Genomic DNA, 15,062 nt, shown 5'->3' with positions numbered 1-15,062 from the left:
CCCGGACGAGGAGACATGAAATGACGGCGAACGGCAAATCGAGTAAAGCAGCACTCCAGAAACAGATCGCGTCGCTCGATTGGAACGGCATAGCATGCGGGCTCGACACATACGGCTACGCCGTTATCGGTCCCATACTGACCCCGGAGGAGTGCGGCTCGCTGACGGCCGCCTACGGCGATGATGAGCGGTACCGCAAGACCGTCGTCATGGAAAACAAGGGCTACGGCAGCGGAGAATACAAGTATTTCTCCTACCCGCTCCCGCCTGTAGTCGAAGGGCTCAGGGGGAGTCTCTACCCCTTCCTCTCCGGGATAGCCAACCGCTGGAACGAAGCCATGTCCATAGACGTCGGCTACCCCGGCGATCACGAATCCTTCAAGGCCCGCTGCCGCGCCGCCGGGCAGACGAAACCGACCCCGCTCATCCTGAGGTATAGGCCGGGCGACTACAACTGCCTCCACCAGGATGTCTACGGCGAGCACGTCTTCCCGCTCCAGGTGGCGTTCCTCCTGTCGGAGCCCGGGCGCGATTTCGAGGGCGGCGAGTTCGTCCTCACGGGTCAGCGGCCCCGCATGCAGTCGAGCGTCGAGGTCGTCCCGCTCAGGCAGGGTGAAGGGGTCATCTTCCCCGTGCGCGAGAGGCCTGTACGCGGCGCGCGCGGCTTTCACCGCGTCAACATGCGTCACGGCGTCAGCCGCATCCGCTCAGGAGAGCGGTTCACCATGGGCGTCATATTCCACGACGCGGAGTAACCCGCTCCGAACCGCGATACAGCCAATCCGGCATTTTTAATTCGGCGGCAAGAAACGGAGTGTTCCCCCGGTCGCGCCGCGCTACACTCCTTATAAAACCACGAGCCGGAGGTTAAACTAATGGCATATATGACGACAAAAGAAAGCGGCGGGATTATCCCGCGCGGCGACGACGAAAGGTGGGCGGCGGTCCTTGAAAGGGACCGCGGCAGCGACGGCGCGTTTTACTACGCCGTGCTGACGACGGGCGTATACTGCAGGCCGTCCTGCCCGGCCCGCAAGGCCCGGCGCGAAAACGTCCTCTTTTTCACCGCCCGCGAAGAGGCCGAACGCAAGGGTTTCAGGCCGTGCAGGAGATGCCGCCCCGACGAGGACGGAGACGCGGGCAGCGCCGAAGCGGTCGTAAGGGCATGCCGGACGATAGAGGAATCCGGCGGCTCCGCCGGCCTGGCCGATCTCGCCCGCGCGGCGGGCATGAGCCGCTTCCACTTCCACAGGCTGTTCAAGGCAATCACCGGCGTCACGCCCAAGGCGTACTCGAACGCCGTCAGGAGAAAAAGCGTCAGGGAGAAGCTCCCCGCCTCGGCCAGCGTCACCGACGCCATATACCGCTCGGGGTTCGGCTCGAGCTCCCGGTTCTACGAATCCTCGGGGAAGATGCTCGGTATGAAGCCGGGCGAATTCCGCTCCGGCGGGAGCGGCGCGAGCCTCAGCTTCGCCGTCGGTCAGTGCTCTCTTGGGGCGGTCCTGGTCGCCGCTTCCGAAAGGGGCGTAGCCGCCATAATGCTCGGGGACGACCCCGAAGAGCTCGTGCGCGAGCTCGAACGGAGCTTCCCGAAGGCGGAGCTCTCGGGCGGCGATGAGGGTTTCGAGAGGCTCGTCGCAACCGTAGTCGGGTTCGTCGAAAATCCCTCCCGGGGCCTCTGGCTTCCGCTCGACATACGCGGGACGGCATTTCAGGAAAGGGTCTGGCGGGCGCTCATGGAGATTCCGGCCGGCGAGACGGCGACCTACAGCGAAATCGCGGAAAAAATCGGCGCTCCCGGGTCGGCCCGCGCCGTCGGTGCGGCATGCGCGTCGAACATGCTCGCCGTCGCCATACCGTGCCACCGCGTCGTGAGAACGGACGGCTCCCTCAGCGGGTACAGGTGGGGGATCGGGCGCAAGCGCACGTTACTCGGTCGCGAATCCGGATAAACGCCGCGGGCGATTCGCGCCGGCTTAGAGGAAGCCCTCGGCCTTCCAGTCCCTGACGACCTGCTGTATCCCTTCCCTGTACGTGGGATATTTCGGCGACCAGCCCGACGCGCGCTTGAGCTTAGCGGCGGAAGTATTGTTCGACGCCGTGAAGAACCCGACGGAATAGCTTCCCGCAAGAAAACGAGCGAGCCACACCGGGAACCTGTAGGGCTGAGGCGCTCCTATTCGCCCCGCGAAGTAATTGAGAAAATCGCCCGTCTTGACCGGCCTGTCGTCGACGACGTGCCATATCCCGGGGAGGTCTTCGAGTGCGGCCGTCACGAAGGCCGACGCCGCATCGTCGATGTGAATGAGCGACCACAGCGCCTCGCCGTCCCCGATTATCGGGAACGCCCTCTTTTTGAGCCCCGCGCCCATTTGCCTCGTGTGCGCAGTGTCCGAGCCGTAGAAAAACCCGCACCTGAGGACGGTCGCGACCATGCCGCTCTTTTCACCCGCCCCGAGCACGATTCCCTCGCCGTCTATGCCCGACTGGAGCGTAGGCGACGGGACGACCGGCGAGCTCTCGTCGTAAAACGAACCGTCCTCGGGACGGGCGACCCATACGACGTCCTGGAATACGAGCCTGCGTGCGCCCGCTTGGATGGCGCATTCGGCGACGATACGTGTCCCCTCGCGGCGTATGCGGTCGTTCAGCCTGAAATCCTCGGGCTTGAGCCTCTTCTTTACCGGTATTGACGTCGCCGCGTGTATGACGACGTCCGAGCCCTCGATGTCCTTCAAAAGGGCGTCCTTGTCGAAGAGGTCGGCGCGTGAAGGCACTCCGCCCATGGACCCGACCGTCTCTTCGCCCTTCGCGCTCCTCGCCATGCCGGCGACGGTGTGCCCGAGTCCGGAGAGCTCCCTGACTATCCTCTTTCCGAGCACTCCCGTCGCTCCCGTTACGTATATCTTCATATACTCCTCCGGTAAATCCATCCCCCTTAAGTGACCGAGCTCGATCTGATTAAAGCGTACAGGATTCCCCGCCGGAACGCATGGGGAATTTCGATCGGTGTGTCTGAAGGACGCTCGCGGCGGCGAGGAACGGAAAGAACCCGCGGCTTATCCGCCGAGAATGAAGGTACGAACCGGCGTGTAAACGGAGCCCGTCTTTCCGAGGACGCTTCCGACTACGGAAATTTCCCTGACAGTAAAGCGGATCTTCTCCGGTATAGGGAGCGGGCCGATCGTCCTCATCCTGCCGTTCACCCTCCCGATGGTGACGTGTGGGACGAACGTTCTCTTCTCCCTCCCGAATCCGTGGGGCTCGAGTCCCTCGTCGATTTCGCCTTGCAGCGCCGAAAGACCGGGGTTCTGGGAGAGGCCGGCATAAAGAATATGCGGCCTTTCAAGGTCGGGGAATCCGCCGAGGTTCCCGGTGCTCATCTCGAAGGGGGCGTAATTCCCGGCTGCCGCGCCGGTAACGAAGGACACCGCCCCGGCAGTGGCCTCGTCCGTTTCGCCGAGGAACTTAAGCGTTATGTGGAGCTTCTCTTCCTTTTCCCACTTCACGCCTTCGGTGACTTTCCGGAGCGAAGCTATGTAACCTGCGAACGCTGACTTCACTTCGTCCGGGAGAAGCGCTGCAATGAAGAGTCTCAATCGATTCTCACCGGTGGCAAGGCCGTCCCGCGCCGGCCTACTTGCACCAGGTCGGGAACGACTTCCCGCCGCCCTGGCTGAGCCGCCTCTGGTTCTCCCCGTTCATGTACATGATGTACATGTCCTTTGCGGCGCTCCTCGTAGAGCTGAACGCGATATAATGGCCGTCGGGCGACCAGGCCGGGTTTTCGTTCCTGCCTCCGGCCGTGAGCCTCTTTTCGTCCGAGCCGTCCGGGTTCACGGTGTAGATGTTGGCGCCGCCCCCCTCCAGCTTCACGAACGCGATTTTATTCACGCGCGGGTTCGTCGACCACGAAGGGTCGGTGGAGTATCCGCCGCCGCTTATCCTTCTCACGCCGCTCCCGTTCGAGTTCATGACGTAAATCCCGGGGTTCCCTCCCCTGTCCGAAACGAAGGCTATCCTGCTCCCGTCCGGCGACCACGTCGGCGAAACGTCGATGGCGTTACTCCTCGTTATGTTCACGGCGCCCTTCCCGCTCGGGCCCGAAACGTATATGTCGCCGTTGGCGCTGAAGGCGAGCTGCTGCCCGCTCGGGGACCACTCCGCGCTCTGCTCCAGCTTAAAGGCCTTGGTCAGCCTCGTCTCGGATATGGACGAGCCGAGCGTTATCATGTAAAGGTCCTGGTCCCATACCTTGTCCGAGTTGAATACGATCTTCGATCCGTCGGGCGAGCAATGAGGCGACATCACGAGTGAGCTGTGCCTCGTAAGCTGTTTTATGTTGGCCCCGTCGTAATCCATCAGGAACAGATTCCTGTCGCGCGTGCCGCCCATCACGAACGCGATCCTGGATGTAAAGAACCCGTCGTTGCCGGTTATCTGTTTCATGACCTGGTCGGCGAACCTGTGGGCCGCCTCGCGCACCTTGCCCGAAGTGGCCTCGTACGACCTTCCGAGAATCGGCCTCTGCTCGCGGACGTTGAAGAGCTGTACGGCGAACTTGATCTTCCCGCCTACAGACTGGTACTGACCCGCAACCATGTAATCGGCCCCCGCGTCGTATATCGACTGGAAGTTTATGCTCGACGGGTCGCCCGATACGGCGCTTCCCGATGTTACCTCGAAGAGGGCCGCGTTCAAAAGGTCGTTCCGCAGGACCTCGACGAATTCCTGGCCCTTGGCGTCGGGCGAGCCCACGCTCGAGAGGTCGGGGATAAATATAGGAATACGCTGAATCGTCGGCCCCGTAACGTCGGGAAGTTTTATCTGCGCGAATGCGCTCCCGGCCGCGGATACGAAAACGGCCAATATAAGCATGAGCGTCCTTAACACCATATCGGTCCTCCAGTCTTTTGGGTCGGTACAGTCCGAATAGAATCTTGAGAATAAATTTAGCCTATGGATGAGTGAAAAGCCACAGCTATTGCGGGTATGGTCGAAATCCCGGGCGCATTACTCTTCGAGCTCTACGTTCCAGTAAGAAACGTCTACGAAATTGAGGAACGGCTCCCATTCCTTATACCTGACGGCCTTTAGATAGACGTTCGAAAACGGGTCCCACACGGGCTTACGGGGCTTCGTCCTGAGCTTCATCCTCGCTTGCTCCGGGGTCCTTCCGCCCTTCTTCCTGTTACAATCGACACAGCAGCAAACGACGTTGTCCCACACGCTCTTCCCGCCCTGCGAGCGCGGTATGACGTGATCTATCGTAAGCTCCGCGCGCGAGAACTTCTTCCGGCAGTACTGGCACATGCCGCTGTCCCGCCTGAAGATGTTGAGCCTGTTGAACTTGGCTTCCTTCCTTATGAGCCCCTCGTAACGGACCAGCAGTATCACCCTCGGCGTCCTGAATACCGCGCTAACGGTCCTTACGGCATCCTCGCCGTTTTTCATGGCGGATACCTGCGACCACGACTCGAAATCGAACGTCTCGTAGTCCGAGCCGACGGCTTTCGCGACGCCGCTATACATCATTACGAAAGCTCTTTTGACGCTCGTTATGGTAACTGGAACGAAGTAACGATTCAGAACTAACACGGGAGCGGTTAGCATTTAGTATGTTCAATTTACCCTTTTTTAAAGGCTACTTCAAGTAAAGAAGTGTTAAATTTCCGTTAAAACACGGGATTTTTGCACGATTCGAGTCCGCCTCGGACCCACCCGAAATGTTTTTACTTGACTTATCGCCCCCTCCGTTCAAATTATTAACCGGAGAGACACATGAACCTGCTCGACGTCGTATTCTACATTCAGCTCGCCATGTGCGCCGCGCTCTTCCTCGTGACGTACGTCTTCGTCGCCAGGAACGGCGAGCTCAAAAAAGAGATCGAATCCGAGGCCGCAAAACGGCTCGGCCAAAAGGGTAGTTAATGTATCCCGAGCTGATAAGCATAGGGAATTTCAGCATCTCGAGCTTCGGCGCCATGATGGCCCTCTGCTTTCTCGCGGGCTACTGGCTCATAACGGTCGAAGCCAGGCGGAAGAACCTCGATCAGAAGGTCGTCGGCAACATGTTCCTCGCCGCCATGTTCGGCGGCATAGTCGGCGCGAAGCTGCTTTACGTTTTCGAGAACATCCCCCTCTCCGAGATTCTCGCCAACCCGGGTGCGAGCCTTCTTTCGAGGGGCGGCCTCACGTTCTACGGCGGATTTATCGGGGCGATAATACTCACCTGGATAATAGCCCGCCGCAACAAGATCAGCATGTGGACGGTAGGCGACATGGCATCGCCGTCCCTTGCGCTGGCCTACGCAATAGGGCGCGTGGGCTGCTTTCTCGTCGGCGACGACTACGGCGTCCCGTCGGACCTCCCCTGGGCCATGGCGTTCCCGAAGGGCCTCCCCCCGACGGACGTTCCCGTCCACCCGACGCAGCTCTACGAGATCGGGCTCATACTCATCGTCTTCGCTATCATATGGAAATTAAGAAAGAGGCCGAAACCGGCGGGATGGCTCTTCTCGATCTATCTAATACTCGCCGGGCTCGAGAGGTTCCTTATCGAATTTCTGAGGAGCACGACCCCGAGCCCCATACACGGCCTCTCGCTGGCCCAGGTGATGGCGGTAGCCATAATCATAATCGGCGCCGTAAAGCTCTATTCCCTCCGCGGCGCCGAAGAAAACGCCCCCGCCCCCGAAAGCCCCGGGAAGCCCGGCAGGAAGAAACGCGCCCGCGCCTGACGGCGTTTCGTCCGCCTTACGAGCGTTTCAAGCCGGTCCTTTCCATAACACCCGTCTTGGGTATCTTTTATGCACCATGAAAGGCATACGCAGGCTCGACCTCGTCCTCGCCGCGCTTACCGGCGTCCTCTATCCCCTGACGTTCATGATCCCCTACTCCGGCATCCTGTCGTGGATTCTCCTCGTCCCGCTTTTTTACGCCATATCGGACAAGACGCCTAAAAACGCCTTTAAGCTCGGGCTCCTCGCCGGGACGCTCTCGAACCTCATAGGGACCTACTGGCTCATAGGCACCCTCAGCAGGTTCGGCGGATTCCCGATTCCGGTCAGCGTCATTTTCATCGTCATACTGAGCGCCTTCTCGGGGCTCTCCTACGCACTATTCTCCTGCATCGTAACGCGTCTCGGCTTCACGCGTCGCCCGGGCCTCCTATCGGCCCTTCTCATAGCGGCCGTCTGGACGTCCGTCGAATACTTCTTCCCGTTCCTGTTCCCGTACGGCATAGGTAACTCCCAGGCCGACTACCTCCCCGTCATCCAGATATTCGACATATTCGGCGTCTACGGGCTCAGCTTCGTCATCGTCCTCGTTAACGTCGCGATCACGAGAGCGATCCTGCGGCAGGGCGGCAGAGCGCCGTTCCCGGTAAGGGAGATCGCACTCTCCGCCGTCCTCGTCTCCGCCTCTCTCGCATACGGCTACGTGAGAATAGGCCAGGTGGACGCCGAGATAACCCGGGCCCCCAAGCTCAAGATAGGCATGGTACAGGCCAACTTCGACTTCCTCGAAAAGTCCGAGAGCCAGGAAGACATCGTCACCGAGAAGCATAAGGAAATGTCGCTCGGCCTTACGGACGTCGATCTCATAATCTGGCCCGAAACGGCGATACAGGCGTGGTTCCCTACGGATACCAATTATCTCGCGCTAAGAGACACCGTAGGCGTTCCCCACATGGAAGGTAAGTACTTCATCGTCGGCGGCATGTCGTTCACACCCAAGGAAGAAGACATCGAGGTCATCACGAGCGAGAACGTCATACAGTACAACACGGCGTTCCTGACCGACTCGGAGGGGAAAATACTCTCCCGCTATCATAAAAACAAGCTCCTCCTCTTCGGCGAATACCTCCCGTTCTCGAAATACTTCCCGGCGATAAAGAAGATAAGCCCCGCGTCGGGCGACTTCACGCCCGGGGACGAATACGACCTCTTCGAGATACCGGAAAAGGGAGCCCGTATCGGGCCGATCATATGCTACGAAGACATACTCCCGCCCTTCAGCCGGAAGTTCGCCGAGAAAGGCGCGAACCTCATAATCAACATCACGAACGACGCATGGTTCGGAAGAACCATAGCCCCATACCAGCACCTCTTCGTCTCGATACCGAGGTCCATCGAAACGAGGAAATATCTCCTCCGTTCGACGAACACCGGCATAAGCGCGATAATAGACCCCGTCGGCAGGGTGGTCGCCGAAACGCCCACGTTCGAGAGGATGAACCTCGAAGGCGAGGTCGGCCTCATGAACGGTGAGAACACATTCTACACGAGGATCGGCGACGTATTCCCCGCTGCGTGCCTCGTATTCTGGGCCGTCTTCGGCGGGATATATCTCTTAAAGGGAAAGCGCGCCGCGTAGTGCGGCAAGGAAGGCGTCGTTCTCGCCCGGAGTGCCTATAGTAACCCGGAGGCAGTTTTCGAGCCGCCCGGGCCTGTTGAAGCTCCTTATTAAAACGTCCCTCTCGATGAGCCCCTCGAAAACAGCGTCCGCGTCCGGCACCCTGAAGAGAATGAAATTCGCGTCGCTCGGAAAGGCTTCGACTCCTGGAATTTCAGAGAGAGCGCCGAATACCCTTCCCCTCTCTCTCACGACGAGCTGAACGTTCTCCGCTATAAACTCCCCGTTTTCGAGCACCACGCGCGCCGCGCACTGGCTAAAGGAATTTATGTTGTAGGGATACCTGACTTTATTTACCTCGCGCACTACCCCCTCGCCGGCGTAGAGCATCCCGAGCCTTAGCCCGGCGAACCCTATCTTCGAGAGCGTCCTCATCACGGCGAGGTTCCCGTGCTCCGGAACCAGCGGCAGAAAGCTCCGCCCCGAGAAATCCCCGTACGCCTCGTCGACTACGACGAGCCCGCCCGAAAGCTCTATTATTTCGAGAATCCTGTCTTCGGAATATGCGTTCCCCGTGGGATTGTTAGGCGAGGCGAGGAAGATTATGTCCGGGTCCTTCTCCTCTATGAGCGCCCGCATGCCCGCCATGTCGAGGTCGAATCTCTCGTCGAGCCCTGGCTCCAGTATCGTCGCCCCTAGCGCAAGCCCGCTCAGCCTGTACATCGAAAACGTCGGGGCCGGGCAGACGACCTTCCCCGTGCCGCCTGTAAATGCGGTCACGAGCATCCCTATGATCTCGTCCGAGCCGTTCCCGAGGATTATCCCCCCGCTCGGGAAGCCGCTTATCCCGGACAGGAGCGCCCTCAGATCGTGCGCTTCGGGGTCGGGGTACCTGTTGAGATCGAGGCGGCCCGTTTCCGAGGCGACCCGCTCGGCGACGTCCGGCGGGAGGGCGAACGGGCTTTCGTTCCCGTCGAGCCTGACGGAGCAGTCGCGGTGCGGCACGGAATAGGCGGAAAGCCCCCTCACGCGCTCGTTCAGCCTCGATTCCAGAATGCCCTCGACCGTCTTCCTTCTGTCCTTATCCCGGGATTTCATGGATTTGTCTCAGGGGGCCGCTGTATACACCGGCGGAAATTCTACCTGCCCTTCACCCTCACGCCGACCGAAAGCGCGTGGGCCTCGAGATCCTCGCTGTAGGCGAGGTTCATAACGGAGCCCGAAAGCGCCTTGAACCCCTTCTCCGAGATCGATATCACGCTCGGCATGCGTAGGAAATCGTAAACGCTGAGCGGCGACGAGAACCTCGCCGCCCCGCCCGTCGGCAAGACGTGGCTCGGGCCGGCGACGTAATCGCCGAAGGCCTCTGTAGACATCGATCCCACGAATATCGCCCCGGCGTGTTTTATATTCTTGAGTATCTTCTTAGGCTCCTTTACACAGAGCTCCAGGTGCTCGGGCGCAAGGGCGTTCGCTACTTCGACGGCCCTGTCCATATTTTTCACGACGAATACCGCGCCCTGATTTTTAACGGCCTCCCCGGCTATGTCCCTCCGGGCGAGTTTTTCGAGCTGCGCCCCGACCTCGGCCGCCACCTCGCGGGCGAACCTCGCCGACTGGGTTACGACGAGCGGCACGGCCATCTCGTCGTGCTCGGCCTGCGCCAGGAGGTCCGCCGCCACCCACGCCGCGGGCGAGCTACCGTCGGCAATTATGAGCACCTCGCTCGGCCCGGCTATCATGTCTATGTTCACGACGCCGAAGACGAGCTTCTTGGCTATAGTGACGTATATATTTCCCGGGCCGACTATCTTGTCGACTTTAGGAACGGACTCCGTCCCGTAAGCGAGCGCCGCCACCGCCTGCGCCCCGCCCACCTTATACACAGAATCGACTCCGGCCACCTCGGCGGCGACCAGGACGGCGGGATTTATCTCCCCGCCCGGGCACGGCGTAACGAGGGCGAGCTCCTTTACGCCGGCTACCTTGGCCGGGATCGCCGTCATGAGAACCGTCGAAGGATACGCGGCCTTCCCGCCCGGCACGTAGAGCCCGGCCTTTTCAATCGGACGAATGAGCCAGCCGAGCTCGTTTCCGAGCCCGTCCTTAAACGTCATCCCCTTCGGGAGCTTCCGCTTGTGAAAATCCCTCACGCGCCGTGCGGCCTTTACGAGGTCGGCCCGGAGCCTCCCCGGAACGCGCGACTTCGCCTCTTCGAATTCATCTCGTGAAACCTTCACGGTCCCCGGAGTGAGCTTCACCCCGTCGAATTTCGATGTGTATTTAAAAAGGGCCTTGTCCCCGTTTTTCCTGACGTCCTCGACTATCTCCCTGACGGAGGATTCGAGTGCGGGGTCGGTAAGGGATTCGCCCCTCCTGAGCCCTTTTAACTGCTCGTCTATGTTTCCGCTTTTAATTTCGATTATCTTCACGATGGGAAGGATTATACACAGGTTAGCAGGCGACCGGAAGTCGCCGGGCCGCCCGGCTTGCTGTTTCCCGGAACGCGCCGCATCGGCCGCTCATGCTGTACACTAAATCCATGCGGCCTGCGGAACGAGCCGCCTCGAACGGCCCACCGAGAGCAGACACATGAAGATATACAGGCTCGAAAGAACCCAGGAGGTCGCGGCCCCGCTCGGCGAGGTGTGGGGCTTTTTCTCTAACCCCGAAAACCTCGCACTCATAACTCCCCCGTGGCTCGGATTCAGGATAATCTCGGGAGCCGGCCGGGAAATATACGAAGGGATGATGATTAAATACAGCGTTTCGCCCCTCCTCGGTATACCGCTCACGTGGGTGACGGAAATTACCGAAGTCGAGGAGCCGGGCCGTTTCGTCGACGAGCAGCGCCGGGGGCCATACAGCCTCTGGCGGCACGAGCATATATTTAAGGAAAAAAACGGGGCCACCGAAGTAAAGGACGTTGTAAGCTACGCCCTCCCGCTCGGCCCCCTGGGCAGGATCGTTCACTCCTTCGACACAAAAAAGCGGCTGGGCCGCATATTCGACTTCAGACAGGACTACGTCGAAAGAAAATTCGGCGCACCCCCGCGTAATACCGGCTGATCCCGCCGCGGACGCCGGCCCGGCCGGCCGGTTTCGATTGACAGGCCCATCCCTGAAAATATACTTTCACGTATGAGTGATTCAGTCGTTGACATGGGCCGTTACAAAGTGGATCAGGCCGAGCAGGAGCTCCGCACCAGGCTAGTCGAATATACCGAGCGCCCGGAGATACAGTCCCAGCTCGGAGAAGCCTTTTATATATGGAAGGACGACCCGGAGTTTCTGGCCGACGACATATCGGAGGACGAAGTCGACGATCTTACATTCGAGAAGTTCTTCGACTGGTTTCTCTTCGACTTCAGGCTCCTCGACACCGGGGAAAGGGTAATCGAGCGGTTTTACAGGGAAGAGCGCGAAGGGCTTAGCGAGCTCGAAGACAAGATGGTGGGCGAGTGGCGCGATAACGTCTACAGCTTTTTCGAAGTCGTGGGCGTCACCCCGGGCGAAAGCTGCGCTATAAGAGACCTTTTCGACAACAAGACGTATACCGTCAGGGACACCTCTTCCTCGAAAAAGCTAAAGGCCTCCGACATAATCGGCGCCCGGCCGCTCGGAACGGGTGATAACACCTACTTTTCCGGCGTCATATCCGTCTATCCGGCCACTTTCCAGAGAATAATCCTCGAATTCTTCAACTCGGGCTTCAGGGACTACAAGCGCGAGCACGGCAAGAAGAGCACGAAGAGGGAATACCTCAAAGACGCAGGTTTTCAGATCGGCCACCATATAGAAGACTTCGTGAAGAACCCCCGGTTCGTCTCCCCCGAGGGCGAGGAGCTGGTATTGGCTTCGGCGCTCTATTCCCTCGGCTCCGAAGAGGCGGTCCTCGAGAAATTAAGAGACGATAAATCCTTCGAAGAGCTGAGCGCACCCGTCGACGAGATAAAGAGCTTCGCTTTCGAGGATGCCGGCGATCATGCAGCTTCGGGTACGCTCGAAATAGAAAACGGCATCCTCAGGGTACAGTGCTATTCGAAAGACATGCTCGTTAGGGTAAAAGACAGGATCGAGAAGGATCTCGGAACGCTTGTTTCCCATAAAGAAGATACGTTAAAAGACCTCGGCAATTTTATAAATAACAAGGAAGCTAAAAGCGGGAAAAAAGGTGCAAGGAAGTCCAAGAAACTCCCGCCCGGAGTAAAAAGCAACAAAGAGCTCGACAAAACGCTCGAGGACTTCTACACCGAATGGCTGGACCAGCCCCACCCCTCCCTCGATGGGAAAACCCCCCGCGAGGCGGCATCCTCAGACGACAAGACCGGGCTTATGCACATACTTGGCGAGCTCGAAAGTTATTATATGCGCGCCAGGGAAAGGGGCGAGCCCTATTTCGAAATTGCGAAGATAAAAAAGCAGCTAAACCTCAAATGAAGGTCCCCGCGTAGGATGGCGGCGTCCGGCCCCATGAATAGTAGTGCGAAAAGCCGCGGGCTGTGGTAATATTCGAAACAATCGGATAAAAGAAATGGTAAATTTGAGAAACGGGCAATAAGGCGTGAAATAGTGTAATACTAAAGTATTGCTTTCCGGGGTGGATGTAATACTTTATTCCGATTAAAAGACCTACTTAAGTCTCGTTGACTCTAAATAGGCGCATCCCTATAATATGTAATATAAATTGAGTAGTACGCAGGAGAGGGAGGGCATTGAATGATGAGCAGAACAATTAACCTGACGATGGCGGTTCTGATTGCGGCAATGGTTATTTACCAGCCGTCCAGCCTTTACGCACAGAGCTCGGTAGATGCCCAAGTTTCCCTGGGCACGATGAAAGTATCGGATGAAGTCAAGGTCATTCTCGTCGATGGGAGCGAGGTCAACCTCAAGGACGAAAGCTATCCAATATATCCCGATATGATTATAGATACGCTTGACGACGGCAAGGCTACGCTCATAGTCAACGGCGGCAAATACGTTATCGAGCCCAATTCCGTGTTTAAAGTACAGTCCATAGGCAACGGCTATACCGGTCTATTACTGACCCCGGGCGACGAGGGCGAGGTTTGCTACTGCTTTAACCCCAAGGGCGGATATCTCGTAGACACCCCGGAGGCGGACACCATACCCCAGAGCGAAACCGCGCTTCAGGCCGGGTCCCCGCAATACGTGGACGGCAGGACGAATTACAGAGAGAACACTTCGTCCGCCATCCAGTTCGACGGGCATTCCGTGTTCAAGACGAGCCTGAACGAAACGACTCTCGAGCCGGGAGACGCATTATCGTATCCCCCGTCCGACAAGGACCCGCAGAACGCATTCGACAGCAAGTCCGGATGCTGCAAGGCCCCCATTGCGCCGTTCATAATACCGGCCTCGGTAGGCGCGGCGGCGGTTACAGGGGCGGTCATTTGCGGGGCGGCATGCGGCGGCAACGATAACGACTCGAACGCAAGCAACGTCCTCAGGTCAAACGAGTAACGAACTGTCAAAATCTGACATTTCACTATTGCTCTGCTGATTAGAATAACAATTATACAAGTCAGGAATAAGGGGTGTATAATTGTTATTCGAAGAAAGGTGTGCTTGCATGTTCAAGAAAATAACCATTTTATCAGCGGCAATTTTTTCCCTGGCATTGATGTACGCCTGCGGCGGCGGATCTTCCCATAGCGGGAGCTACACGATTCCCCAGGCTACGAGGGAAGTTAACAAGGAAAACCAGGAGCTCAACCGTAAGCTCATACAGGAAACCTTCTCCACGTCGTCGTCCGTCGATTACAGAATAGGCCCGGGAGATCTCCTCGCAATCGAGGTGCTCGAAGCCCCCGATCTCAACACGGAAGCCAGGGTCAGCAGCCAGAATGCCATAACGTTTCCACTGATAGGCAAGGTTGACGTAGGGGGGGACACTCCCCAGGAAGCCGAAAGCAGGATAACCGAGATGCTGACCGAAAACTACATGCACAACCCACACGTGATCGTTTCCGTTAAGGAATACAGGAGCCAGAGGGTTGCCGTAATAGGAAGCGTAAAGAATCCCGGCACTTACGAGCTTCTCGGCAAGGGCACTCTCCTTGACGCGCTGGCGCTCGCGGGCGGGCTCGGCGAAAAGGCGAGCGACACCGTCTACGTCACCAGAAAAACGGGTGACGGCGGCGAGCAATCCGTACAGGTAGACCTGGGCGAGCTTCTCGACAAGGGCGACGCCAGTCTAAACGTGCCGATAAACATGGGAGACGTAGTATATGTGCCCGAAGCCGGGGTCGTATACGTCGACGGCGCAGTCATGAAACCGGGCACATACCCGATAACGGACGACATGACCGTGAGCCAGGCCGTGACGGCGGCGGGCGGCATGGACAAGACCGCAAAGGCCTCCGATGTCAGGCTTTTAAGGAATAGAGACGGGCGGGTGGAGGTGCTCCCCATCAACCTCGAATCCATTAATGAAGGGGAAATGGCGGACATGGTAATCGAGGATCAGGATGTTGTAGTTGTTGGCAAGAGTGCATTTAAGAGTTTCTTCGACGCTATAAAACTCGGTCTATTCTTCCCGCCGTTCAGCATGGGGGTTCAATAACCGGAAGGGGACTTACCAAAGAGTAAAATGGAAAACAACAATAGACCACCAGACGATGGGAATAGGGGACAGAGCCTTGTCCCGAATGACGAAAATAGATCGGTAAAGGCTTATA

Annotated in this window: 15 protein-coding genes; 9 read left to right on the top strand and 6 right to left on the bottom strand. The window is 58.3% G+C overall.

Going from position 1 to position 15,062, the window contains the following annotated elements; all coding sequences use genetic code 11:
* Positions 1 to 20 precede the first annotated feature (20 nt).
* Positions 21 to 755 carry a 2OG-Fe(II) oxygenase gene (locus PKC29_10505; protein ID HML95848.1) on the top strand — a complete coding sequence of 245 codons (735 nt, stop codon included), beginning with the start codon at positions 21 to 23 and terminating at the stop codon, positions 753 to 755.
* Between the two features lie 129 nt (positions 756 to 884).
* Positions 885 to 1,952 carry a bifunctional DNA-binding transcriptional regulator/O6-methylguanine-DNA methyltransferase Ada gene (gene ada / locus PKC29_10500; protein HML95847.1) on the top strand — a complete coding sequence of 356 codons (1,068 nt, stop codon included), beginning with the start codon at positions 885 to 887 and terminating at the stop codon, positions 1,950 to 1,952.
* Between the two features lie 24 nt (positions 1,953 to 1,976).
* Here the strand turns inward: ada and PKC29_10495 are convergent, their stop codons facing one another.
* The 4 genes from PKC29_10495 to PKC29_10480 form a co-directional block, all read right to left on the bottom strand.
* Positions 1,977 to 2,912: an NAD-dependent epimerase/dehydratase family protein gene (locus tag PKC29_10495; GenBank protein HML95846.1), complete on the bottom strand. Its 936-nt coding sequence runs from the start codon at positions 2,910 to 2,912 to the stop codon at positions 1,977 to 1,979.
* A gap of 147 nt (positions 2,913 to 3,059) precedes the next feature.
* Positions 3,060 to 3,599, bottom strand: coding sequence for an RNA 2',3'-cyclic phosphodiesterase (gene thpR, locus PKC29_10490; GenBank protein HML95845.1), 540 nt, complete (start codon positions 3,597 to 3,599; stop codon positions 3,060 to 3,062).
* A 37-nt stretch (positions 3,600 to 3,636) separates the two neighbouring features.
* On the bottom strand, positions 3,637 to 4,896 hold the full coding sequence (locus PKC29_10485; protein HML95844.1) for a hypothetical protein: 1,260 nt from the start codon (positions 4,894 to 4,896) through the stop codon (positions 3,637 to 3,639).
* 117 nt (positions 4,897 to 5,013) lie between these two features.
* Positions 5,014 to 5,613: an HNH endonuclease gene (locus PKC29_10480; protein ID HML95843.1), complete on the bottom strand. Its 600-nt coding sequence runs from the start codon at positions 5,611 to 5,613 to the stop codon at positions 5,014 to 5,016.
* A 168-nt stretch (positions 5,614 to 5,781) separates the two neighbouring features.
* Between PKC29_10480 and PKC29_10475 the strand changes: the two genes are divergently transcribed.
* From PKC29_10475 to lnt, 3 genes are all read left to right on the top strand, one after another.
* The gene (locus PKC29_10475; GenBank protein ID HML95842.1) at positions 5,782 to 5,931 is read left to right on the top strand and encodes a hypothetical protein; all 150 of its coding nucleotides are present in this window, start codon (positions 5,782 to 5,784) and stop codon (positions 5,929 to 5,931) included.
* Positions 5,931 to 6,740, top strand: a complete 810-nt coding sequence (lgt, locus tag PKC29_10470) for a prolipoprotein diacylglyceryl transferase (GenBank protein HML95841.1) — start codon at positions 5,931 to 5,933, stop codon at positions 6,738 to 6,740. Before PKC29_10475 ends, lgt begins: the two co-directional genes overlap by 1 nt.
* Positions 6,741 to 6,816: 76 nt before the next feature.
* Complete coding sequence (gene lnt / locus PKC29_10465; GenBank protein HML95840.1) at positions 6,817 to 8,379, top strand: apolipoprotein N-acyltransferase; 1,563 nt, start codon at positions 6,817 to 6,819, stop codon at positions 8,377 to 8,379.
* On the opposite strand, the gene hisC is transcribed toward lnt, so the two are convergent.
* Together hisC and hisD are read right to left on the bottom strand one after the other, a co-directional pair.
* On the bottom strand, positions 8,356 to 9,456 hold the full coding sequence (hisC, locus tag PKC29_10460; GenBank protein ID HML95839.1) for a histidinol-phosphate transaminase: 1,101 nt from the start codon (positions 9,454 to 9,456) through the stop codon (positions 8,356 to 8,358). The genes lnt and hisC overlap by 24 nt on opposite strands.
* A gap of 41 nt (positions 9,457 to 9,497) precedes the next feature.
* Positions 9,498 to 10,790, bottom strand: a complete 1,293-nt coding sequence (gene hisD, locus PKC29_10455) for a histidinol dehydrogenase (protein HML95838.1) — start codon at positions 10,788 to 10,790, stop codon at positions 9,498 to 9,500.
* A gap of 160 nt (positions 10,791 to 10,950) precedes the next feature.
* On the opposite strand from hisD, the gene PKC29_10450 reads away from it, so the two are divergent.
* From PKC29_10450 to PKC29_10435, 4 genes are all read left to right on the top strand, one after another.
* Complete coding sequence (locus PKC29_10450) at positions 10,951 to 11,427, top strand: SRPBCC family protein (protein HML95837.1); 477 nt, start codon at positions 10,951 to 10,953, stop codon at positions 11,425 to 11,427.
* Between the two features lie 72 nt (positions 11,428 to 11,499).
* Positions 11,500 to 12,798, top strand: coding sequence for a hypothetical protein (locus tag PKC29_10445; protein HML95836.1), 1,299 nt, complete (start codon positions 11,500 to 11,502; stop codon positions 12,796 to 12,798).
* Positions 12,799 to 13,077: 279 nt separating this feature from the next.
* A complete protein-coding gene (locus tag PKC29_10440; protein HML95835.1) occupies positions 13,078 to 13,845 on the top strand; it encodes a hypothetical protein in 768 nt (255 codons plus the stop codon).
* A gap of 109 nt (positions 13,846 to 13,954) precedes the next feature.
* Positions 13,955 to 14,947: an SLBB domain-containing protein gene (locus PKC29_10435; protein ID HML95834.1), complete on the top strand. Its 993-nt coding sequence runs from the start codon at positions 13,955 to 13,957 to the stop codon at positions 14,945 to 14,947.
* Positions 14,948 to 15,062 lie beyond the last annotated feature (115 nt).

It is taken from the genome of Thermodesulfobacteriota bacterium, assembly GCA_035325995.1.
Lineage (GTDB): Bacteria > Desulfobacterota_D > UBA1144 > Nemesobacterales > UBA2774 > JADLGH01.
The sequence above is the reverse complement of the archived record's forward strand: the minus strand, read 5'-3'. Positions and strand labels throughout refer to the sequence as shown.

Excerpts from the sequence above, each read along its gene's own strand:
- PKC29_10480 (HML95843.1), bottom strand. The coding sequence starts at position 5,613 with ATGCTAACCGCTCCCGTGTTAGTTCTGAATCGTTACTTCGTTCCAGTT.
- PKC29_10485 (HML95844.1), bottom strand. The coding sequence starts at position 4,896 with ATGGTGTTAAGGACGCTCATGCTTATATTGGCCGTTTTCGTATCCGCG.
- PKC29_10440 (HML95835.1), top strand. The coding sequence starts at position 13,078 with ATGATGAGCAGAACAATTAACCTGACGATGGCGGTTCTGATTGCGGCA.
- lgt (HML95841.1), top strand. The coding sequence starts at position 5,931 with ATGTATCCCGAGCTGATAAGCATAGGGAATTTCAGCATCTCGAGCTTC.
- PKC29_10445 (HML95836.1), top strand. The coding sequence starts at position 11,500 with ATGAGTGATTCAGTCGTTGACATGGGCCGTTACAAAGTGGATCAGGCC.
- lnt (HML95840.1), top strand. The coding sequence starts at position 6,817 with ATGAAAGGCATACGCAGGCTCGACCTCGTCCTCGCCGCGCTTACCGGC.
- PKC29_10505 (HML95848.1), top strand. The coding sequence starts at position 21 with ATGACGGCGAACGGCAAATCGAGTAAAGCAGCACTCCAGAAACAGATC.
- hisC (HML95839.1), bottom strand. The coding sequence starts at position 9,456 with ATGAAATCCCGGGATAAGGACAGAAGGAAGACGGTCGAGGGCATTCTG.
- PKC29_10475 (HML95842.1), top strand. The coding sequence starts at position 5,782 with ATGAACCTGCTCGACGTCGTATTCTACATTCAGCTCGCCATGTGCGCC.
- PKC29_10495 (HML95846.1), bottom strand. The coding sequence starts at position 2,912 with ATGAAGATATACGTAACGGGAGCGACGGGAGTGCTCGGAAAGAGGATA.
- PKC29_10435 (HML95834.1), top strand. The coding sequence starts at position 13,955 with ATGTTCAAGAAAATAACCATTTTATCAGCGGCAATTTTTTCCCTGGCA.
- PKC29_10450 (HML95837.1), top strand. The coding sequence starts at position 10,951 with ATGAAGATATACAGGCTCGAAAGAACCCAGGAGGTCGCGGCCCCGCTC.
- ada (HML95847.1), top strand. The coding sequence starts at position 885 with ATGACGACAAAAGAAAGCGGCGGGATTATCCCGCGCGGCGACGACGAA.